Origin of the sequence: Chryseobacterium salivictor (genome assembly GCF_004359195.1) — a bacterium.
GTDB lineage: Bacteria > Bacteroidota > Bacteroidia > Flavobacteriales > Weeksellaceae > Kaistella > Kaistella salivictor.
Map to the genome: position 1 here is coordinate 842,344 of NZ_CP037954.1, position 21,159 is coordinate 863,502.

Below are 21,159 nucleotides of genomic sequence, written 5' to 3' on the forward strand. Positions count from 1 at the left end.
TTTTGTTATTAATAATGACATTTACCACACTCAAGACCTCCAATTGCATCTACAGTGATTTTCGCACCTGACCCATACTGTTTTTTCAGTTTGTCATGTAGATTTTTGAAGTACTCTTTATTATAACCATTGTTCATATCTACCTCAGTAGTTCTGTGACATTCGATACACCAGCCCATCGTGAAATCATTGGCCATTTGTACCACATTCATGGTATCCACCTGTCCGTGACAAGCTTTACAAACGACATCGATTTTCGCATTAGGGTTTTTCTGATTGTAAGAATTAAGAATGGCCTGTTCTCCTGCCACAACGTGCTGTGCGTGGTTAAAGTAAACAAAATCCGGCATATTGTGAATTCTCGTCCATTCTACAGGTTGTGTTTTACCCGTATATTTCTGCGAAGAAGGATCCCATCCGGTGGCAGCATATATCTTCTGTATTTCACCGTCATAGAACGCTTTGTCTTTTCCTGGCTCCATATACTTCCCGTTATATTCGGAAATCGTTCGGTGACAGTTCATACACACATTCATAGATGGAATTTCGGAAACCTTACCGTATTTCGCTGAAGAATGACAAAGCTGACAGTCGATTTTGTTTTCACCTGCATGGATTTTGTGAGAGAAATAAATCGGCTGTTCCGGTTTATACCCTTTGTAAACCCCAATCCACATCAACCAGTTCCACAATCCGTACGCAGCAAATATGCCTAAAAGCACTAAGATTCCTTTACCGATGTAATCATATTTTCTATAGAGATCTCCAAAAGAAACCGCTCGGGTAGCATTCAATCCTGTTAATTCGTCTGTTTGCTGCAGCTTAACCAATTGCTTTAATTTCAAAAGCAGCCAAATCAAAAGACCGCCAATCGCCAAAAGGGAAAGCAGAATAATTTTTGAATTCATCGACTGCATTTTTGCCGCCTCTAAAGCAGCAACCGAATTGGTATCTGCCGCTCCTGCTCCAGTTGCTTCTGCTGCAGGTTCCGGCGCCGGTGGATTTGAAGTATACGCTAAAATATCATCAATTTCCTGATCCGTTAGATTAGGAAATGCTGTCATTTCAGTTTTATTGAATTTTTCGAAAATTTCGTTTGCGTACTTATCGCCTGATGCTCTTAAAGCTTTATTGTCTTTAATCCACTTATGAAGCCAATCAGTGTCTAAATTCTGCTCCTTTTTAATCAAGTCTACTATGCCTCCTAAAGCCGGACCAACAAGCTGTTTATCCAGTGCGTGACAGGCGGTACAATTTGCTTTAAAAAGCTTTTCACCATTCTTAGCATCTCCTTGAGCGTAAATAGAAGCACTGGTCGACAGCAATAGACCTATTGCGATGAGACCTCTTTTGTAATGCTTTCTCCAACTAATCATTTATAAAATCTTGGGTTAGTAAATTATATTGAGTTTACTTTCAACTTGGCAAAAATAAGGTTTTTAAGATAAATTTAACAGCCGTTGTAATTGCCATTATGTCATTTTGCCTAATTTGTAATGCTTCTAAATAACAAATGTTGGTATAATTTTTATTTGTTTTAAATTTGCTGAAAATAATATTTAATGAAATCATTTTTTAAAATAATTGCGCTCTTTACCTTATTGTCCTCAAACATCTTTGAAGCACAGCAAGTTGTGACCAAAGATACCATCTCCGGAACCCCCCTTTCCATCATGATGGACCAAAAAGTAAGTGATTTATTGCGAAGTGTTGAAGATAAGTGCACCACCAATACAAGCGCATCCCCGACAAATTCGGAAAACGAATATTCCGATAATTCTGGAAAAACAACAATTCCTAAAATAACGGTACCCGAAAAGGAACTTACCAACGCAGAAATTTGCCGTAAAAATCCGAGAATCATGGGTTTCAAAATTCAACTCGCAGTCGTGAAAAGCAATGAAGAAGCCAGAGAAGTCGGAATGTTTTTCAGAAGAAGATTCCCGAATATGAAAGTGGAAACAGATGCTTCTTTACGACCAAACTATAAGGTACTGGCCGGAAGTTATTTCACCAGACAAAGTGCCGCCGGTGATTTAGCACAGATCAAAAAGTTTTTCAAAGACGCAGTGGCGGTTCAATACCGCGTTTTCTGTGTAGAAGCAAAATAACATTATTATAATAAATAAAAGCCGCCTCCAATATGGAAAGCGGCTTTTTTATGCGGAAAGGTTTTCACACCAGTCCGTTGTTTGCATTTAGTTCTTTACCAACAAACGGAATCCTTCTCCGTGTACGTTGATGATTTCCAAACCATCGTCTTCTTTCAGCAACTTCCTAAGTTTGGCAATATAAACATCCATACTTCTGGCGGTGAAATAATTTTCTTTCTTCCAGATCTTTCTTAAAGCCAAATCTCTCGGCATAAAATCGTTTCTGTGCTGACACAGCAATTTCAGCAGTTCATTTTCTTTTGGTGAAAGCTTGTACTCGTTATCATTCACTCTTAACTGACGCAACATCGAATCGAAGAAAATATTACTGATCTTAAACTGTTCCTGCTCATCATTTTCTGTCGTAGCACTTCTCTGCAGAATCGCTTTGATTTTATATAATAAAAGCTCCGTATCAAATGGCTTCGTGATATAATCATCAGCGCCCAACTGATATCCTTTCAAAATATCTTCACGCATATTTCTTGCGGTAAGGAAAATAATCGGTATGTTTTTATCGATTCTTTTGACATCTTCTGCCAAACTAAATCCATCTTTCTTCGGCATCATCACATCGAAAATACAAATATCGAATTCGTTTTCCGTAAATTCCTTTAGACCCTGTTCGCCATCTGTAGCCAAGGTTACTTCAAAATTATTTATCGATAAATAATCTTTTAAAACCGCACCAAAACTTTGGTCGTCTTCTACTAATAAGATTCTGTTGCTCATAATTTTTTGTATTTACTGTTCTAAGGTTCTCACCTCAATTTTTTTTTTAAGAATATCCTGCTGAGTTTATATGTATTTTAAACATTCATCGGCAGTTTTATCGTAAAGGTACTTCCCTTATCTTTTTGAGAATCTACGATAACAAGGCCTTTGTGTAATTCCACTATTTTTTTCACGTAGGAGAGGCCAAGCCCCTGCCCTTTCACATTATGAATATTGCCGGTTTCTTCCCGAAAGAATTTTTCGAAAATCCGCAACTTATTCTCCGTTTCCATTCCCATTCCTTTATCAGAAATTTCAATCACGTACCAGTTGCCCTCATTTCTGGTCATTACTTTAATCTCAGGAGCATCAGGCGAATATTTATTGGCATTATCTAATAAATTGACCAGCGCATTGGAGATATGAAACTCATCAATTCTGAACTTGTACCGTTCGGCATTAAATTCCTGGGTTAAGGTTCCGTGTCTCTGAGCCACGATCAAACCAAAAGACTCTGTTGTTCTCTTGATTAAGGCCCGGACATCAGTCTCCTTTAAAAATAAATTGACTTCATTCCGTTCCAGTTTCGACATATTCAAAACGTTCTCGACCTGCTTTTTCATCCGCAGATTTTCCTGCTTGATCAGACCGGAATAGTATTTTACTTTATCGGGATTGGTCGCAATTTTATCGTTCGCCAAAGAATCAGTCGCCACAGAGATTGTTGCCAAAGGAGTTTTGAACTCATGCGACATATTATTAATAAAGTCAGTTTTGATATCTGCAATTTTTTTCTGACGCATCATATAATTAATAGAGATAATATAAATCCCCAAAATCGTCAGCAAAGACATAAAGGTCCCCAACAGCATGGGTAAATTATTTTTCGCCAGGGAATAGTCTTTCCGCGGGAAAACTACTGCCAAAGTGTATAAGGGCCTTTCCTTACTATCGGTAAAAAGTGGATAGGTATAATTGTTTTTTTCTTTTTGATCAGCGAAAGTAGCATTGACAACTTTTGTCATTTTATTGTTTCGATCCATCACCGCAAATCCAAAACTCGTATCGAGACCATTTAATTTCAACTCTTTGGCCAAAACAGAGTCTAAGGTTTTTGCATCAACCCTTTTATCAATCGGCAGATTCGAGGCACTCAGTTTTGCAAATTCCCGTAAAGCGTACGTATTATTATTAATATCCTTGCTCATCTGCGCCGTGAGCGGCTCTGAGCTGTTCGGCCCTTTATTGATTTTCAGAATCCCTTCATCGGTGTACAGTTTCGTCAATTTCAAACTGTCGCCTTTCTGCGAAATGGGAAAGTTTTGATTTTCTACAATGCTTTTCTGAAACGTAAGAGTTGACGTATTGGCAGAATCAGAGTTCTGCTGAATATAGGTTTGGGTAGGCTGATTGCTGCTGTCAACAACATTTTTACCGAAATTTTTAAAATCCTGGTTCAGATATTTATCTACTTCAAGCTGCGAAACTTTTAAGGCAGAAGATTCCAAAGAAGAATATACCTTATTGGAAAAATCCTGATTGAGCGCGCTGTATAATTCCTTGATCCAATACAATTGCAAAGTGACGAAGACGATCATCGAAATGGTCATCAATACAGATATGAACGGAATAAACTTATTGTTCATTATTTCTTTTTAAAAATGAATTGTTAAAATTAGTCATTTTAAGAATATAATAACAAAAGAAAGGCCAAAATATTGTGTTTAATTTCACAAAACACTTTTATTTAACAAAATATACTGAATCCTCTGTTTTTTATTCCATTTCACGGCTTTTCTATTAAAAAACGATATATTTGATAAAAATCAAATAATGAAAACGAAAATAATTTTTAATAAAGATGACAATTCTGCTTCCATTTATATCATGACGATTTTTCACACTTCCGTTGATAAAGTCTGGAATCACTTTACGCAGGCCGAATTACTTGATCAATGGTGGGCGCCAAAACCCTGGAAATGCAAAACTTTGAAAATGAATTTTCAGCCGGAAGGAATTTGGAATTACACGATGATCGGTCCGGAAAATGAGAAAAGTTTCAGCGGAGTGCAGTTTCATGAAATAAATTTCCACCGCTGTTTCGACTATTCTGCGTTTTTTACTGATGAAAACGGATCTCTAGACAGCAAATTCGCGCCAAGCAATTGGTTAATCGGCTTCACCGGCGTGGAAGAAGGAACGAAATTAACGGTAAACATTCATTTTAAAACAACGGAAGACATGGCAACCCTTTTAGAAATGGGCTTTGAAGACGGTTTCAAAATGGGACTTCATCAGCTGGAAGATTTACTGAATAAAAAAGACTGATTTCAAAAAACCAGTCTTTTATTTGTTTTAAAAAAGTTCTTCATCAATAAAATATTGAATAATCGCTTTCTTCATGAGAATCTGCTGCTCATTCGGTTTCAGCTCCGGGAGAGCAGTCACTTCATCGAAATGCGGATATCCGTCATCGTCGTAATGCGAAAATTTGTAATATCCAAAAGGTTCGAGTAAACGGCAAACTGCGATATGCAGAATATTCAGTTTATCATCTTTCGTATATTTCTGTTGGCCGCTGCCTAATTCCTGCACCCCGATCAAAAATAAAATCGTGTCGATCTGCGGATGTTTATCGGTATCGAAGGTTTTTACGAAAAACTCTTCGACTTCTGCCCATAGCTGGCTTTCTGATTTACTTTCCATCAATTTTATTTTCTAATTTCATTAAAAACGCATATTCAAAAGCATCTTCTTTTAAAGATTCAAACCTTCCGCTGGCTCCGCCGTGACCGGAACTCATATCGGTTTTGAAAACCAGCATATTGTCATCGGTTTTCAGTTCCCGAAGTCTGGCCGTCCATTTTGCAGGTTCCCAATACTGAACCTGTGAATCGTGCAGACCCGTTGTGATCAAAATATGGGGATATTTCTTGGCCTCAATATTATCATAAGGAGAATACGATTTCATATAATGGTAATATTCCTTCTCTGTCGGATTTCCCCATTCATCAAATTCGCCGGTGGTCAAAGGAATTGTTTCGTCTAACATGGTGGTTACCACATCCACAAAAGGTACCTGCGCCACAATTCCGTTGAAAAGTTCCGGCTCCATATTGATCACTGCACCCATTAAAAGTCCGCCCGCACTGCCACCCATCGCATAAAGATGTTTTGGGGAAGTGTAATGTTCTTCCACCAGAAACTTTGCAGCATCGATGAAATCATAAAATGTATTTTTCTTTTGAAGCATTTTTCCGTCTTCATACCATTCTCTGCCCATATATTCTCCGCCTCGGATGTGGGCAATCGCATAGATAAAACCACGGTTCAGAAGTGAAAGCCGTACATTAGAAAAACTGGCATCGATGGTAAGCCCATAACTTCCGTAGCCGTAAAGCAATAAGGGAGTTTCTGCAGATTTCACGGTGTCTTTATGATAAACCACAGAAATCGGAACTTTTTTTCCATCTCTGGCAGGCGCCCAAATTCTTTCTGAAATATAATTTTCCGGTAAAAAATCACCGCCCAATACTTCCTGCTGTTTCAGGAGTTTGGTGGTTTTTTCTTTCATATCGTATTCGAAAGTAGAACTTGGCTGAGTTAAAGAGGTATAACCAAAACGAAGTTTCTCGGTATCGAATTCCAAATTTAACCCAATATAAGCCGTATAAGTAGGATCTGAAAAAGGCAGATAATGGAAATCATTATTTTGGGTGTCGATAATTTTCAGCTGCAAAAGTCCCTCGATCCTTTCCTCCAGAACCAAATATTTTTTGAAAATCTCGAAACCTTCCAGCAAAACTTCTTCCCGATGCGCAATCACTTCAACCCAGTTTTCAATTCCGGGATGAGCAACTTTAGTTTTTACAATTTTAAAATTCGTCGCTTCATCTGCATTGGTAATAATATAAAACTCATCTTCAAAATGTTCTACCGAATATTCCAGATCATCAATTCTCGGCTGAATAATCTGCCAATCTGCCATGACATCATCTGCAGGAATAAAACGCTGCTCATCAGAAATCGTGCTCGAACTGGAAATGAAAATATATTTTAAAGATTTGGTTTTAAAAACATTCACATCAAAAGTGTCGTCTTCTTCATGAAAAATCAACACATCCTGTGAAGAATCGGTTCCCAACTGATGCAGAAAAACCTGGAAGGCACGCAAACTCTCATCTTTTCTGATGTAGAAAATATGCTTGTTATCATTGGCCCAAACTGCCTTTCCTGTCGTATTAGGAATCTGATCCTGTAGGATTTCGCCAGTTTCAAGATTTTTGAAATTAATAGTATAAATTCTTCGACCCATATTGTCAGAAGAATAACTCATTAATTGATTGTCCGGTGAAACTGCTACACTGCCCACTTCGAAAAACTTCTGACCTTCTGCTAGAATATTCACATCCAGCAATAATTCTTCTTTATTTTCTAAAGTCTGAAATTTTCTGGTAAATAAAGGATGTTCTTTGCCTTTCTCATACCGAACGATATACCAGTATTCATTAAAAAAATAAGGAAGCGATTCATCATCTTTTTTATACCGGGCTTTCATTTCATCAAAAAGCTGCTGCTGAAAATCTTCGGTGTCTTTCATTACCGCATCGGCATATGCATTCTCTTCTTCCAGATAGTGCATCACTTCTGGATTCTCCCTTTCGTTCAGCCAAAAATAAGAATCGTCTCTCCGGTCATTATGGATTTCCAGAGTTTTCGGTATTTTTTTAGCTTTTGGAGGAAGCCTGCTTTCGGAGATTTGTTCTTTATTGATAGAATCAGGATTGCTCATCTAAAGTTTTCATTAAAATATAAAAAACCGACTTAATCTTAGAAAAAGGCGGTTTTTTGATTATGTTATTTAAATCCGAAGAAATTATTTCTCCAAATTTCTGATATATTTTTCAATTGCCATGGTCATTGATGGCGTTTCTTTGCTGGGTGCCATTACATCAACTCTTAATCCTGCATCTTTTGCTGCCTGCTCTGTCGTTGCACCGAAAACAGCAATTTTTGTCTGATCTTGTTTAAAATCTTTAAAGTTTTCTCCTAAAGATTTGATTCCCTGGCGGCTGAAGAAGACCAACATGTCGTAATCGGCAATATTAGTTTCACTCAGATCACTGCTTACTGTTTTGTACATGGTGGCTTTGGTCCAGTCAATTCCGGAAGATTCCAAAACTTTCTGAATGTCGGGGCTAAGGATATCTGAAGCCGGCAATAGATATTTCTCAGACGGGAATTTCTTGAAAAGCGGAAGCAGGTCGGCAAAAGTCCGCTCACCAAACGCAATTTTTCTTTTTCTATAAACAATATGCTTTTGCAAATAGTTGGCAATGGCCTCTGACTGGCAAATATACCGCATAGAATCAGGCACCGCAAAGCGCATTTCTTCGGCAAGACGGAAATAGTGGTCGATCGCATTTTTACTGGTAAAAATTATACCGGTATATTGCGACAGATCAATTTTCTGCGTTCTGAGTTCTTTCGCATCTACTCCTTCCACATGAATAAAAGGCTTGAAATCTATTCTGATTTTTTCCTTTCGGGCAATTTCCAGATATGGAGAAGATTCATTTGGTGCGGGCTGTGAAACCAATATAGATTTAATTTTCATCATTAAAATTTCTTAAAGATATAATACTTTCCATAGAACCAAAATAGGCGCGAATTGGAGGGTGCAAATATACAAAAATTTATAATACCACTTTTCCGGTAACAGATGACCGGGAGAGAGCAGATAAAAGAAAATTTTAAATATAAAAACACCGATAAAACCTATAAAATAATAATCAAACAACTGTAAATCACTTACTTCATAAAAATACTGATAAACACACAAAGCCATTAACACAAATGAAAGCATAAAATAAAACTTCGAGGCAGTGAACTGAAAAAGCGCCCATCTTTTCATACTTCCGGTACCTGCATAAAAAACATAGGACAAGGTACTTTTAAGACCATAAAATGCAGAGAGTGAAAAAAGAGTGAAGCCAAACTTGTTCAGCTCATATCCAAAGAAATGAATATCACTGATTTTTTTCGGAACAATGGGAACCGACCTCGAAATCAGCGCAGCAAACAAAAGCGTAAAAACCACTCCAATAATCAGCCAGCTCAAAAAATTATTAGAAGAATCCTCGAATTTCTGCATCAAAAAGACCCTCACCGAAGAATCACGGTGAAGATACAAAAGCATGAAAACATAAAGCAATATACAACCGACGATGATAAATACCACCCAATCGTTTTGCTGCACAATTCTTACCAAAAGTAATTTTTTGCAAAATTAAGAATATTAAAGGAGATGTTCAGAAAAATTAAGCCTATTTAATTTGGAATTAATCTTGATGCTCTAAATCAGCCTTTAATAATAACGGCGGAAAAGTTTATCTTTGCACCTTAAAATTTAAGATGAAAAAACTCGTCATCATTCCAACTTATAATGAGAAGGAAAATATTGAAAATATAATTTCTACAGTTTTTGCGCTGAAGGAGGATTTTCATGTCTTGATTGTAGATGATTCATCACCCGACGGAACAGCAGATATTGTAAAAAAACTGCAGAGCACCTATCCCGACCAACTCCATTTAATCATAAGAAAAATAAAAGATGGTCTGGGAAAAGCTTATATCCATGGATTCAAATGGGCTTTGCAAAACAACTACGATTACATTTTCGAAATGGATGCCGATTTCTCGCATAATCCAGCTGATTTAAAAAAACTGTTTGAAGCCTGCAAAAATGCGGACATGAGCATCGGCTCCAGATATTCAAAGGGAGTAAATGTCGTCAACTGGCCGATGGGAAGAGTACTGCTCTCCTATTTTGCTTCAAAATATGTTCGGATGATTTTGGGAATTCCCATTCATGACACCACCGCTGGATTCGTTTGTTTCTCACGAAAAGTCTTGGAAGAAATAGGTCTGGATAAAATCAAATTAAAAGGCTATGGCTTTCAGATTGAAATGAAATTCCGTGCGGTTAAAAAAGGATTTAAAGTCGCAGAAGTCCCTATCATATTCACCAACAGAGAATTGGGCGTAAGCAAGATGAATGGCGGAATTATTCATGAAGCCGTTTTCGGTGTTTTAAATTTAAAGTGGAAATCGATGATCGGTAAATTATGAGAAAAGGAATAGTGGTGATTTTTTCATTTTTAATGTTGGCTTGTTCAGAACTCATCGACAAACCGAAAAACCTTGTACCCAAAGACACCATGGCCGAATTGCTGGCCGAATTTGCAATGAATGAGCAATTGACTGTGGTTGTAGAAAATGTTAATTTAGATAACGCAACCCGGTATGCGCTTCAACAAAAGAAAATCAAAGGAAACGATTTTGTTGAAAGCTATAAATACTACACCGCCACCGGAGAAATAGAAAAAATAGTAGACAACGCTCAGGATATCGTTTTAAACAAAGATCCTGCCGCGAAAATCTATATCGAAAAGAAATTAAAAGAAAATAAAAACTTACCTGCATTTGCAAGATAATATGAAGTCCCCATTTTTCGAAATCAACAATACCACGACCGGTAAAGCAAGAGCCGGCACCATCATTACAGACCACGGCACGATAGAAACACCGATTTTCATGCCGGTAGGAACAGTCGCCTCTGTAAAAACCGTTCACCAGCGGGAACTAAAAGATGACATCAAAGCGCAGATTATTTTAGGAAATACCTATCACCTCAATCTTCGCCCGAAAATGGACATCATGCAGCAGGCAGGCGGTTTGCATAAATTCATGAACTGGGAATTGCCCATCCTCACCGATTCTGGCGGCTATCAGGTATTTTCTTTATCAAAATCAAGAAAATTAAATGAGGCCGGTGTGAAATTTAAATCCCATATCGATGGAAGCGCTCATTTTATCTCGCCCGAAATTTCAATGGAAATCCAGCGACAGATCGGCGCAGATATTTTCATGGCTTTTGATGAATGCACGCCTTATCCCTGCGAATATAATTTAGCGAAAAAGTCAATGGAAATGACGCACCGCTGGCTAAAAAGATGTATCAAATGGACGGATGAAAATCCTGAAATTTATGGACACAAACAACACCTTTTTCCAATCGTACAAGGCTCCACTTACGCTGATTTAAGAAAAAAATCCGCAGAATTTATTTCGGAACAAAACGCTGTAGGAAACGCAATTGGCGGACTTTCTGTAGGAGAACCCGAAGAAGAAATGTACCGAATCACCGACATTGTCACCGATATTTTGCCGGTAGAAAAACCGAGATATTTAATGGGCGTCGGAACACCGTGGAATATTTTAGAATCAATTGGTTTGGGAATCGACATGATGGATTGCGTAATGCCTACCAGAAACGCCCGAAACGCAATGTTATTCACCTGGCAAGGCGTGATGAACATGAAAAACAAAAAGTGGGAAAGTGATTTTTCACCTTTAGACGAATTCGGAACAAGCTATGTAGATTCACACTATTCGAAAGCGTATGTCCGTCATTTATTTGTGGCAAAAGAATATTTGGGAAAACAAATTGCATCGATTCATAATCTGGCTTTTTATTTAGATCTGGTTCGCGTTGCGCGCCAGCACATCATCGCCGGAGACTTCTATGAATGGAAAACTTCAATCGATCCTATCCTCAGACAAAGACTTTAAAAAAAATACGCACCGGATTTATGAAAATAATCGACCTTTATATCATCAAGAAATACCTCGGCACTTTTGGGTTCATGTTGGGGTTATTGACGATTATTATTTTGGTCATCGACGTTCAGGCAAAAGCACCAAGAATTGAGTCAAACGGATTTACCGTAACTGAATTCCTGATTGACTTTTACCCTTATTGGATTGTCAATCTCATCATTACATTCATGTCGATCCTGGTTTTTATTTCCGTTATTTTCTTTACTTCTAAGATTGCCAATAATACAGAAATCGTTGCCATCATCAGTTCGGGAGCGAGTTTTCACCGGTTTGCCCGACCTTATTTTATAACCTCAGGTGTTATTGCGGTTGCCGCTTTGCTGATCAATCATTTTATATTACCACTAGCCAACATTAAAAAGAATGAATTAGAACCTTATACTTACAGCGCGAAAAACCGAGAAGAATTCACAGGAAATGCTGAAGTTGCCACCCAACTTTCGAAGACAGAATATATTTTTATTAAAAGTTACAATAAAAAAGAGAAACGCGGTTCTGGCTTTTTCTACCAGAAATTCGATAAAAACAGAAAGTTAATTTATCAGCTGAATGCGGCAGATTTCTATTGGGAAAAAGATAAAAAGCAATTCTTAATGAGCAATTATCTTGAAAAAACTTTCCTTAAAAACGACACCGAAAAATTAGCCCAGGGAAACTCAATGACCAAAAATTTCGGGCAGACACCGGAAGAACTTTTCCCTGATGTTTTATTAGGCCAAAACAAAACAACGCCGGAACTAATCAAATTCATCAATCGGGAAAAAGAAAAAGGAAATGCGAATCTGAATAATTATCTGAATGAACTGTACCAGCGCACCTCGATGCCATTTTCGGTCATTATTCTCACCGTTTTGGGATTGGCACTTGCCTCCCAGAAAAAACGCGGAGGACTGGGAATGAATCTCGCCATAGGAATTGCCCTGGCTTTTGTGTTTGTATTTTCATTTGAAGTACTGAAAGTGGTTTCAGCCAATAAAACACTGTCACCATTGGTTGCGATGTGGCTGCCCAATTTGATCTTCGGACCGCTGGCTTTATATCTTTATTTCAAAAGAGCCAATCAGTAAAGAAGCGCAATTTCTTTATGAAAGAATTTCTGCAATCCATCATGTTCTAACTCCACCCAAAGAAACCCCTCTTTATCGACCGTTCGAATAATGCCATTTTGTCTTGATTGACCCATTTCAAAAACAGAGATCAAATCCTTTCGGAATAACCTGTCATTCAGTTTTTCAAGCACCGATTCCTCAGAAACTTCCTTTGTCAAATTTTCAACCAAATACTCATGAAGTGCTTCCGTTAAAATTTCAAGATTGAATCGAATTCCCGTTTGAGTAAGGAGTGATCCTGCTTTCGGAAGATGTTTAAAGTTTTCTTCCAAAACATTCAGCCCAAATCCGATCAGAAAATAGGGTTTCCCTTTCATCATTTTCTTTTCAATTAAAATACCGGAAACCTTTTTGTTTTTAATGATAATATCATTTGGCCATTTAATTTCAACGGCATGTTTTGTCAGAATGGCAAGAAAATCAGCCAATACTTCAGCGGTATGAAAATTGAATAAATGATTGGGTAATTTAATGAGTTCATCGGGAACTGCAACAGAATAAGCAAGACTTAAATTGTGGCCGGATTCCCAGGAATTACCATACTGCCCTTTGCCTTTGGTTTGATTAAAAGTGTAAACGGCTTGTATATCAAGAGTGTCATAAGAAATAAATTTCTCAATTTCATCGTGGGTGGAAGAACATTCTTTAAGGTACAACAAGCACATCATTTATGAAAACTTTAAGAGTTAGATTTGGTAAATTTGAGACTATTTAAATAAAAAAACAATAAATTTGCAGATTATACAAAATTTTTAATGAACAAAATCACAGAAAAGCAGCTACTAATCGACAAAATTGTAGAAGCAATACAAGATACAAAAGGGGAAGACATTATGATCTTCGACTTATCAAACATCGAAAATTCGGTAGCACAAACATTCGTCATCTGCACCGGAAACTCTAATACCCAAGTTTCAGCTATTTCAGGAAATATCCAAAAAAAGGTTCGGAATGACTTGCAGGATCGCCCTTGGCATGTAGAAGGAAGTGAAAACTCACTGTGGGTTTTACTGGATTATGTCTCCGTCGTGGTGCATGTATTCCAGCGGGAAACCAGAGAATACTATGATATAGAGGAACTCTGGGGAGATGCAAAAATAACCAAAATCGAAAATTAATTACTGATAGTTGACGAAAACAATTTTTCGCCAAAACTTTTATAAAAAGATATGAACAACAATAAAGGATTTAACTGGTTTTTCCCAATCGCGATTATAGCCATTTTACTCTTTTTCTTTTCGAATATGAATGGGGATTCCTCAGCAAATTCATTAGACGAAGAAGGGTTCTATACCTTAATGACAGAGGGGAAAGTTCAGAATGTACTCATTTATAAAGATACCGAAAAGGCTGATGTTTTTCTTACACCAGCAGCTAAAAAAGCATTAGATTCGAAGCAGGTTGCAAAAGAAAGAAGTCCTTTTTCGGCATTTGACTTTTCTCCAAAACCAGACTATACAATCAGTTTCGGAGATTTACAGCTTTTCCTGGAGAAATTTGATAAAATCAAACAGGATAACCCCGCGATAGTTACTAAAAAAGACTACGGCATTGGCAAAAATCCGATGACCGAGTTACTGTTTACTGCAATATTCTGGATCGCAATCATGGCGCTTTTCTATTTTGTGATTTTCCGCAAAATGATGGGCGGCGGTGGCGGCGGTGGCGGTGGCCAAATTTTCTCCATCGGAAAATCCAAAGCTAAACTTTTCGACGAAAAAGATAAAGTGCAGGTTTCCTTTAAAGATGTCGCAGGCTTAGAAGGCGCGAAAGAAGAAGTTCAGGAAGTGGTAGACTTCTTGAAAAACTCTGAAAAATACACCAAATTAGGTGGAAAGATTCCAAAAGGAGTATTGTTAGTCGGTCCTCCGGGAACAGGTAAAACCCTTTTAGCAAAAGCTGTTGCAGGGGAAGCGAAAGTTCCCTTCTTCTCCCTTTCAGGTTCTGATTTTGTGGAGATGTTTGTAGGAGTTGGAGCGTCCAGAGTAAGAGATTTATTTGCTCAGGCAAAAGCGAAATCACCGGCAATTATTTTTATTGATGAGATTGATGCCATTGGTAGAGCCAGAGGAAAAGGAAACATGACTGGTGGAAATGATGAAAGAGAAAACACATTAAACCAATTGCTTACCGAAATGGACGGTTTTGGAACCGACACCAACGTAATCATCATGGCGGCAACCAACAGAGCCGATATTCTGGATAAAGCATTGATGAGAGCAGGTCGTTTTGACCGTTCGATTTATGTGGACCTACCGGAATTACACGAAAGAAGAGAAATCTTCGATGTGCATTTGGCGAAAATAAAATTGGAACCCAATATCGACAGAGAGTTTTTAGCAAAACAAACTCCCGGATTTAGTGGTGCCGATATCGCAAACCTTTGTAATGAAGCCGCACTAATTGCAGCAAGAAATTCACACGAAGCCGTTACAAAGCAAGATTTCTTAGACGCTGTTGACAGAATCATCGGTGGACTGGAAAAGAAAAACAAAGCGATTAAGCCATCTGAAAAAAGAAGGGTCGCTTATCATGAAGCAGGACACGCAACAATTTCCTGGCTGGTAGAACACGCAGCACCATTACTGAAAGTCACCATCGTACCGAGAGGCCGTTCATTAGGCGCAGCCTGGTACCTGCCGGATGAAAGGCAATTGACGACCACTGAACAAATGAACGATGAACTGTGCGCTACATTGGGTGGTAGAGCTGCAGAGCAGACCATCTTCGGAAATATTTCTACAGGCGCGCTTTCTGATTTGGAAAGAGTAACCAAGCAGGCACAGGCAATGGTAACCATTTATGGTCTGAATGAGAAAGTCGGAAATATCTCCTACTATGACAGCACCGGCCAATCTGAATACAGTTTCGGAAAACCTTACTCAGAGCAGACTGCCAAAATGATTGATGAAGAAATTTCTAAAATCATTGAGACCCAGTACCAAAGAGCATTGCAAATTTTAAGAGATAATAAAGATAAGCTGGATGCGCTTGCCACAAAACTTCTCGAGAAAGAAGTAATCTTCCGCGAAGACTTAGAAGAGGTATTCGGCGACAGAGCATGGGATCCGGAATTAACTGAACATCCTGTTTCCAATAGCCACAAGGCGAAAACTCCAGTGGAGGAAGCAGAGGTTATCGCACCGGAATCCAATACGCAACTTTAATAAAATTAAATCCTGATTATTTAAATTCATATAAATAATCAGGATTTTTGTATTTAATTGATTAAGTAAACAAATATTTTCTATTTTTGTAGAACAATCGCATAATTAAGAGGAATTGAGTCTATTTAAAAAATTGGTCGGAAAAATACTGAATCAACCTGAAGAGGATGACGAGCAGGATTTGATTAAACTTGGAGATCAGTTGAAAAACGCTGACCTCGACTATAAGTTTGCTCAATTATTTACCCATTCCGGAGGTTTTTTCAACTATTGTGCAGACGAAGCAGAAGCGCTGCAGACTTTGAACCACATTCTCAAAATAGAAAGCGTAAAATCTGTTTTCTGCTGGGACAATGATTTAAAAAATTTCCTTGATGTAATTAATGTCCCTTATACTACCGAACTCGAATTGTTTAATGACTGCGCTTTTATCACTTGCGAATATTTAATCGCTTATGATGGCCGGATCATGCTTTCGCACAATAACATTCTGCATTATCACTCGTCACGGTTACCGGAAAAAGTAATCATCATGGCAAACGTGTCCCAAATTGTGACGAACCTGAATGACGCGATGAGCAAAATCAAACGCAACGGAAATATTAGAAACCTTACTTCAATCAGTGGAAGTAATTCTAAATTAGACACTCCGAACAAAGACAATACAAAACTTTTCTTACTTTTGCTCGAAGATTAAGCTCTTCGGATAAAGGATCTTTTACAATGCATATTTTCATCAATATTTAATCATATCAATTTTGGATAAAAATTTAGTGCTGCGACTTTTCGGTGGTCTTCTATACGGTTTGGTCGTTGTTCTCTGTACTACCTCATTGGGGGCAGAATTCATTAATGGTTTCTCGCCGGGTCTTGTTCAGCAACAAAATCTTTATTACGGCTTAATCACTTTTTTCCTTTTCATGGGCGCATGGGAATGCGTGAGGATGATGAAGTTCGATCCGAAAGGCTGGGAAAAATGGGTGGTTTTCCCGTTGATTCTTTTTGTGTTTTATCAGTTATTTTCCAAAAGGTATTTCAATCACGGTTTTTATTTCAATTTTAATTTATCCGAAATTTTGGCCATTGTACTGATAATCATTGCGGTAGTAACCTTGTTTCGTTTTCCTAAAGAACTTTATTATGACAGCGGGAAACTTATTTTTACCGTTATCTACACTGCACTTCCGTTCGGATTTGCGCTAGGTTTACCCAAGTTTTCTACCATAGAACACACCTTTACTTTAGAAGTGTTTTTCCTGTTCGTTTTAATTTGGAGCAGTGATTCATTTGCCTATTTCACAGGAAAATTTTTGGGAAAACATAAAATGGCTCCGAAAATTTCACCTAAAAAAACCTGGGAAGGATTCGCTGGCGGCGTTTTCTTCACCATCATTCTTGGCTATTTTATCGAATTAAACTACCCTGATTTAAGAGGGAATTATATCATCGTTGGATTTTTAGTTTCCGTTTTTGGTCCTTTAGGCGATTTGGTCGAAAGCCAGTTAAAGCGAACTTTCGGCGTTAAAGATTCCGGAAATGTCATTCCGGGACACGGCGGTATTTTAGATCGGTTAGACAGTTTTATTATCTGCGTACCTGTCGTATATTTGTACTTTATTTTAGAAAAATTAATATAACATGAAACTACACAAAGAATCCAAAGGAACCATAATCGTAGCGAGTCTACTTTTTGCAGTCATTGGTTTACTGTCAATTTATTTCTTAGAGATGTGGAGTTTGGCCATCATCATTCCTTTACTGATTATTTATGGATTGATCTTCTGGTTTTTCCGCGTTCCCCATCGGGATATCCTGAATCACAAAGAAAACGTAATCGCTCCGGTGGACGGGAAAGTTGTGATGATCAAGGAAGTGGATGAAGATGAATTCATCCAAGGAAAAGCCATCCAGATCTCGATTTTTATGTCACCTTTGAATGTTCATATTTGCCGCTACCCCGTTTCTGGTGAGGTTATTTATAAGAAATACCATCCCGGAAAATACTTAGTCGCCTGGCATGAAAAATCCTCCACAGAAAACGAGAGAACAACCATAGCTATAAAAAGTTTAACCAATCATACAGTGGTTTTCCGCCAGATTGCAGGTTATGTGGCAAGGCGCATTGTATTTTATTGTAATGAAGGGGATCAGGCAAAAGCCGGTCACGAATTCGGTTTTATCAAATTCGGTTCCCGCATGGATATCTTCTTACCGATCGATACAGAAATCACCTGCAAAATCGGCGACAAAACAAAAGGGGGAATTGATGTTATCGCCAAAATGAAAGAATAATTTCTGAGAAAATATACAACCTACCATCCCGGAATTTTTAATTCCGGGATTTTTTTTATACTTTTAAAGTCAATCATAAATTTTTTCTGAATGAAATCCCTTATATTATTTTTGTTTACGTTCACTTTAATGCTGACTTCCTGTAATAAACAGGGACAGGAAAACCAAATAAAAGAGCGGGAAGCAGCGCTTCTTATCAAGGAGGAGAAATTTGCTGAGAAAGAACAGGATTATGAAGCTTTGAAAATGCTGCGCGACAGTTTAAAACACCTTCCAACCGATACGATAAATGCCGTAAAAATTCCCGAAAAAATCCTCGGAAAGTGGAACGGCAAAATGATTTGCACCGAGTCTAACTGCTCAGAACACGTCATCGGCGACCTGAGAAATGACCTTTGGGAATTTACCGGAGATCATTTGAAAATTACGAATAAAAGCGGCGGTGAAAAAATATATACCGGGAAATACAACGGCTCCGAATTAAAATTAACTTCAGAAAACAATTCTCCGGCCACCAACCAGTCCGTCATTACTTTACAGCTGTCTGACCAGACGACGGGCAGAATAAAAGGCAGCCGTGAATTTACCGGCAACAACTGCATCTCGAAATTCTCTGTAGAATTAGAAAAAATCAAAAACTAAAATATGCTCACTCTCTTAAAAGTGTCTCAATTCGATCTTCCGTTAGAAGATCCGGTTCTTAAGTTTTTGGTTGTTTTAATCATCATTCTTTCGGCCCCTCTTTTACTGAATAAAATTAAGGTCCCACACCTGTTGGGGCTCATCATCGCAGGAGCAGTTGTTGGCCCGAACGGTTTCAATATACTCACGCGGGACAGCAGTATTGTCGTCACAGGAACCACCGGATTATTGTACATTATGTTTCTCGCCGGATTAGAAATTGATTTGGCAGAGTTTAAGAAAAACAAATACAAAAGCATGGGCTTTGGTGCTTATACTTTTATCATTCCTTTTATCATTGGAATCGCCGCGGCACATTTTATTATGGATTATAACTGGCTCACCTCCTTTCTGTTTGCCAGTATATTTTCTTCGCACACGCTTATATCGTATCCCTTGGTCAGCAAGCTGGGAGTTGTTAAAAACCGGGCAGTAAATGTTACCGTTGGAGGTACCGTAATCACCGATATTCTTGCCCTTTTGGTTTTAGCAATCGTTGTGGGAATGACAACCGGAGAAGTGAACGCTGCATTCTGGACCAAACTTTCTGTGGGAATCATCATTTTTGCACTGATTGTTTTAATAGGATTTCCAATCATCGGACGATGGTTTTTCAAAAAAGTAAGCGACAAAATATCGCAATACATCTTCGTATTGGTCATGATTTATTTCGCAGCACTTCTGGCTGAGCTGGCGGGGATCGAAGCGATTATTGGTGCGTTTCTGGCGGGATTGGCATTGAATAAACTGATTCCGCATTCATCTTCATTAATGAACCGCGTCGAATTTGTCGGAAATGCGATTTTTATTCCTTTCTTTCTGATAAGTGTAGGAATGCTGATTGACGTTACCGTCTTTTTCAAAGATCTGGAAACCATCAAAGTCGCCCTGCTAATGATTACCATCTCCATTGGCGGAAAGTATCTGGCTTCCATTGCGACGCAGAAAACCTTCTCCTTTACCAAACCGGAAGGCGGAATTATTTTCGGACTGAGTTCAGCTTCGGCGGCAGCTACTTTAGCCACAGTAACAGTCGGTTACAATATCATCATCGGTGAAACATATCTAGGCGAACCCATCAGATTACTCGATGAAAGTGTTCTCAATGGAAGTATTCTTCTCATCCTGATTTCGTGTACAATTTCGTCTTTTGTAACCCAGAAACATGCGGAAGAGTTGGTAAAAGCTGATAACGAAAACACCATTTCAGACAATAATCCCGAAAGAGAAAACATCTTATTGGCGGTAAACCATCTCAATACCGTAGATCCAATGACCAATCTTGCCCTGCTGATTAAATCCAAAAAAACGGCAGAAAATCTATTTGTCTTAAATATTATCAATGAAGAAAAAAATGACTCTTCAAAGAAAAACGCAGAAACTTTATTAAATAAAACAGTCGAAATCGGCGCTTCTGCAGATGTGAAAATAACGCCCATAACCCGTTATGACACTGACGTTATTGATGGAACCAACAATGTGATTAAAGAATATTCGGTCACCGATTTAATGATCGGCATCGATGCGGAAAAAGGGTTCTCACCAGGATTTATCTATAATCTATACAGTGGATACCTGAATAATAATGCCACCAATATTCTGATTTATCATGCCAGACAACCTGCATCGACTATTCAGAAATATGTGGTTATTTTGCCGGAAAACGCCACCAGGGAACCTCACTTTTTCCATGCATTATTAAAAGTTTGGAATCTGGCGCGAAATTCTGGTTCCAAAATAGAATTCTACGGAAACGATGCAACCATTGCGATGCTTGAGAAAATTAAAAAGAAAGTAAATATCGACGCCAGTTTTATTATTTTTAATGACTGGAATGAGTTGCCGAAACTCTTTGATAAAATGAAGGACGATGACGCTTTAATTTTGTTCATGGCACACCGCACGATGGTTTCTTATCAGCCGCAAATGCAGCTGGTTCCGGATTACCTGAACACTTATTTCCGCCAACGGAATTTCCTGTTGATATTTCCGGCTCACGAAGACGAAATAGAATACAGGAAAGATACGCGCGATATCGCTAATGCCGATGATTTTGTAGAAATTGGGAAAATTGTTGGGAAATTATTTAAATAAGAAACTAAAATTTAAAAACCTTTTTCTTGGTCGGCGCTTGTGGAACCTTACCCCGCAACGGCGTGAGAAGATCCATCAAGCCATTCATTTTTATTTCGTAAATGGTAGAAAGTTGCATTCCTAACTTTCCGGGTGGCATTCCCTGGCGTTGAAACCATTCTAAATAATTGATGGGTAAATCCACCAACAGAACTCCCTTATGTTTTCCAAAAGGCATTTCAGTTTTACAGATTTCTTGTAATATTTCGGGGCGCAGTTCAGGAATCA

22 protein-coding genes are annotated in these 21,159 nt (G+C 38.2%); 13 read left to right on the plus strand and 9 right to left on the minus strand.

The genetic code is table 11. The features are described from left to right. Positions 1-8: 8 nt before the first annotated feature. Positions 9-1,376, minus strand: coding sequence for a c-type cytochrome (locus tag NBC122_RS03875; protein WP_133439119.1), 1,368 nt, complete (start codon positions 1,374-1,376; stop codon positions 9-11). Positions 1,377-1,562: 186 nt separating this feature from the next. On the opposite strand from NBC122_RS03875, the gene NBC122_RS03880 reads away from it, so the two are divergent. Beyond that, positions 1,563-2,111: an SPOR domain-containing protein gene (locus NBC122_RS03880; RefSeq protein WP_133439120.1), complete on the plus strand. Its 549-nt coding sequence runs from the start codon at positions 1,563-1,565 to the stop codon at positions 2,109-2,111. Positions 2,112-2,198: 87 nt separating this feature from the next. On the opposite strand, the gene NBC122_RS03885 is transcribed toward NBC122_RS03880, so the two are convergent. Beyond that, entirely contained in the window at positions 2,199-2,885 is a 687-nt protein-coding gene (locus NBC122_RS03885) for a response regulator transcription factor (RefSeq protein WP_133439121.1), read from the minus strand. Between the two features lie 77 nt (positions 2,886-2,962). Next, positions 2,963-4,513, minus strand: coding sequence for a sensor histidine kinase (locus NBC122_RS03890; RefSeq protein WP_133439122.1), 1,551 nt, complete (start codon positions 4,511-4,513; stop codon positions 2,963-2,965). A gap of 187 nt (positions 4,514-4,700) precedes the next feature. Here NBC122_RS03890 and NBC122_RS03895 point away from each other — a divergent pair, with 187 nt between their 5' ends. Continuing rightward, positions 4,701-5,195: an SRPBCC family protein gene (locus NBC122_RS03895; protein WP_133439123.1), complete on the plus strand. Its 495-nt coding sequence runs from the start codon at positions 4,701-4,703 to the stop codon at positions 5,193-5,195. Positions 5,196-5,222: 27 nt separating this feature from the next. On the opposite strand, the gene NBC122_RS03900 is transcribed toward NBC122_RS03895, so the two are convergent. From NBC122_RS03900 to NBC122_RS03915, 4 genes are all read right to left on the minus strand, one after another. Next, positions 5,223-5,573 (minus strand): hypothetical protein, encoded by a 351-nt coding sequence (locus NBC122_RS03900; protein ID WP_133439124.1) that lies wholly within the window; start codon positions 5,571-5,573, stop codon positions 5,223-5,225. After that, the gene (locus NBC122_RS03905; RefSeq protein WP_133439125.1) at positions 5,563-7,659 is read right to left on the minus strand and encodes a S9 family peptidase; all 2,097 of its coding nucleotides are present in this window, start codon (positions 7,657-7,659) and stop codon (positions 5,563-5,565) included. Before NBC122_RS03905 ends, NBC122_RS03900 begins: the two co-directional genes overlap by 11 nt. Positions 7,660-7,743: 84 nt before the next feature. Continuing rightward, complete coding sequence (locus NBC122_RS03910) at positions 7,744-8,484, minus strand: uroporphyrinogen-III synthase (RefSeq protein WP_133441048.1); 741 nt, start codon at positions 8,482-8,484, stop codon at positions 7,744-7,746. A gap of 12 nt (positions 8,485-8,496) precedes the next feature. Continuing rightward, positions 8,497-9,138: a DUF4271 domain-containing protein gene (locus NBC122_RS03915; protein WP_246012440.1), complete on the minus strand. Its 642-nt coding sequence runs from the start codon at positions 9,136-9,138 to the stop codon at positions 8,497-8,499. Between the two features lie 143 nt (positions 9,139-9,281). Here NBC122_RS03915 and NBC122_RS03920 point away from each other — a divergent pair, with 143 nt between their 5' ends. From NBC122_RS03920 to NBC122_RS03935, 4 genes are read left to right on the plus strand one after another with little or no spacing between them, the layout of a single operon-like run. After that, complete coding sequence (locus NBC122_RS03920; protein ID WP_133439126.1) at positions 9,282-9,998, plus strand: polyprenol monophosphomannose synthase; 717 nt, start codon at positions 9,282-9,284, stop codon at positions 9,996-9,998. Then, positions 9,995-10,363 carry a DUF4296 domain-containing protein gene (locus NBC122_RS03925; RefSeq protein ID WP_133439127.1) on the plus strand — a complete coding sequence of 123 codons (369 nt, stop codon included), beginning with the start codon at positions 9,995-9,997 and terminating at the stop codon, positions 10,361-10,363. The genes NBC122_RS03920 and NBC122_RS03925 overlap by 4 nt, the downstream gene beginning before the upstream one ends. Position 10,364: 1 nt before the next feature. Further along, on the plus strand, positions 10,365-11,501 hold the full coding sequence (tgt, locus tag NBC122_RS03930; protein WP_133439128.1) for a tRNA guanosine(34) transglycosylase Tgt: 1,137 nt from the start codon (positions 10,365-10,367) through the stop codon (positions 11,499-11,501). Between the two features lie 20 nt (positions 11,502-11,521). Next, positions 11,522-12,616, plus strand: a complete 1,095-nt coding sequence (locus NBC122_RS03935) for an LptF/LptG family permease (RefSeq protein WP_133439129.1) — start codon at positions 11,522-11,524, stop codon at positions 12,614-12,616. Here the strand turns inward: NBC122_RS03935 and NBC122_RS03940 are convergent. Then, the gene (locus NBC122_RS03940) at positions 12,610-13,326 is read right to left on the minus strand and encodes a biotin--[acetyl-CoA-carboxylase] ligase (protein WP_133439130.1); all 717 of its coding nucleotides are present in this window, start codon (positions 13,324-13,326) and stop codon (positions 12,610-12,612) included. The genes NBC122_RS03935 and NBC122_RS03940 overlap by 7 nt on opposite strands. 87 nt (positions 13,327-13,413) lie before the next feature. Here NBC122_RS03940 and rsfS point away from each other — a divergent pair, with 87 nt between their 5' ends. From rsfS to NBC122_RS03975, 7 genes are all read left to right on the plus strand, one after another. Beyond that, complete coding sequence (rsfS, locus tag NBC122_RS03945; RefSeq protein WP_133439131.1) at positions 13,414-13,776, plus strand: ribosome silencing factor; 363 nt, start codon at positions 13,414-13,416, stop codon at positions 13,774-13,776. A 51-nt stretch (positions 13,777-13,827) separates the two neighbouring features. Continuing rightward, positions 13,828-15,825: an ATP-dependent zinc metalloprotease FtsH gene (gene ftsH, locus NBC122_RS03950; RefSeq protein ID WP_133439132.1), complete on the plus strand. Its 1,998-nt coding sequence runs from the start codon at positions 13,828-13,830 to the stop codon at positions 15,823-15,825. Positions 15,826-15,940: 115 nt separating this feature from the next. Continuing rightward, positions 15,941-16,522: an LUD domain-containing protein gene (locus NBC122_RS03955; protein ID WP_133439133.1), complete on the plus strand. Its 582-nt coding sequence runs from the start codon at positions 15,941-15,943 to the stop codon at positions 16,520-16,522. A gap of 61 nt (positions 16,523-16,583) precedes the next feature. Then, entirely contained in the window at positions 16,584-17,462 is an 879-nt protein-coding gene (locus NBC122_RS03960) for a phosphatidate cytidylyltransferase (protein WP_133439134.1), read from the plus strand. 1 nt (position 17,463) lies between these two features. Continuing rightward, positions 17,464-18,117, plus strand: a complete 654-nt coding sequence (locus tag NBC122_RS03965) for a phosphatidylserine decarboxylase family protein (RefSeq protein WP_133439135.1) — start codon at positions 17,464-17,466, stop codon at positions 18,115-18,117. Between the two features lie 90 nt (positions 18,118-18,207). Beyond that, complete coding sequence (locus tag NBC122_RS03970; protein ID WP_133439136.1) at positions 18,208-18,759, plus strand: hypothetical protein; 552 nt, start codon at positions 18,208-18,210, stop codon at positions 18,757-18,759. 3 nt (positions 18,760-18,762) lie between these two features. Next, entirely contained in the window at positions 18,763-20,892 is a 2,130-nt protein-coding gene (locus NBC122_RS03975) for a cation:proton antiporter (RefSeq protein ID WP_133439137.1), read from the plus strand. 4 nt (positions 20,893-20,896) lie between these two features. Here NBC122_RS03975 and NBC122_RS03980 read toward each other — a convergent pair whose 3' ends face one another. Further along, positions 20,897-21,148, minus strand: coding sequence for a DUF3820 family protein (locus NBC122_RS03980; protein WP_133441050.1), 252 nt, complete (start codon positions 21,146-21,148; stop codon positions 20,897-20,899). Positions 21,149-21,159: the final 11 nt, after the last annotated feature.

What these genes read in the sequence shown, in the direction of transcription:
- NBC122_RS03875 (WP_133439119.1), bottom strand. Translation starts at nt 1,376, where the DNA reads ATGATTAGTTGGAGAAAGCATTACAAAAGAGGTCTCATCGCAATAGGT.
- NBC122_RS03880 (WP_133439120.1), top strand. Translation starts at nt 1,563, where the DNA reads ATGAAATCATTTTTTAAAATAATTGCGCTCTTTACCTTATTGTCCTCA.
- NBC122_RS03885 (WP_133439121.1), bottom strand. Translation starts at nt 2,885, where the DNA reads ATGAGCAACAGAATCTTATTAGTAGAAGACGACCAAAGTTTTGGTGCG.
- NBC122_RS03890 (WP_133439122.1), bottom strand. Translation starts at nt 4,513, where the DNA reads ATGAACAATAAGTTTATTCCGTTCATATCTGTATTGATGACCATTTCG.
- NBC122_RS03895 (WP_133439123.1), top strand. Translation starts at nt 4,701, where the DNA reads ATGAAAACGAAAATAATTTTTAATAAAGATGACAATTCTGCTTCCATT.
- NBC122_RS03900 (WP_133439124.1), bottom strand. Translation starts at nt 5,573, where the DNA reads ATGGAAAGTAAATCAGAAAGCCAGCTATGGGCAGAAGTCGAAGAGTTT.
- NBC122_RS03905 (WP_133439125.1), bottom strand. Translation starts at nt 7,659, where the DNA reads ATGAGCAATCCTGATTCTATCAATAAAGAACAAATCTCCGAAAGCAGG.
- NBC122_RS03910 (WP_133441048.1), bottom strand. Translation starts at nt 8,484, where the DNA reads ATGAAAATTAAATCTATATTGGTTTCACAGCCCGCACCAAATGAATCT.
- NBC122_RS03920 (WP_133439126.1), top strand. Translation starts at nt 9,282, where the DNA reads ATGAAAAAACTCGTCATCATTCCAACTTATAATGAGAAGGAAAATATT.
- NBC122_RS03925 (WP_133439127.1), top strand. Translation starts at nt 9,995, where the DNA reads ATGAGAAAAGGAATAGTGGTGATTTTTTCATTTTTAATGTTGGCTTGT.
- tgt (WP_133439128.1), top strand. Translation starts at nt 10,365, where the DNA reads ATGAAGTCCCCATTTTTCGAAATCAACAATACCACGACCGGTAAAGCA.
- NBC122_RS03935 (WP_133439129.1), top strand. Translation starts at nt 11,522, where the DNA reads ATGAAAATAATCGACCTTTATATCATCAAGAAATACCTCGGCACTTTT.
- NBC122_RS03940 (WP_133439130.1), bottom strand. Translation starts at nt 13,326, where the DNA reads ATGATGTGCTTGTTGTACCTTAAAGAATGTTCTTCCACCCACGATGAA.
- rsfS (WP_133439131.1), top strand. Translation starts at nt 13,414, where the DNA reads ATGAACAAAATCACAGAAAAGCAGCTACTAATCGACAAAATTGTAGAA.
- ftsH (WP_133439132.1), top strand. Translation starts at nt 13,828, where the DNA reads ATGAACAACAATAAAGGATTTAACTGGTTTTTCCCAATCGCGATTATA.
- NBC122_RS03965 (WP_133439135.1), top strand. Translation starts at nt 17,464, where the DNA reads ATGAAACTACACAAAGAATCCAAAGGAACCATAATCGTAGCGAGTCTA.
- NBC122_RS03970 (WP_133439136.1), top strand. Translation starts at nt 18,208, where the DNA reads ATGAAATCCCTTATATTATTTTTGTTTACGTTCACTTTAATGCTGACT.
- NBC122_RS03975 (WP_133439137.1), top strand. Translation starts at nt 18,763, where the DNA reads ATGCTCACTCTCTTAAAAGTGTCTCAATTCGATCTTCCGTTAGAAGAT.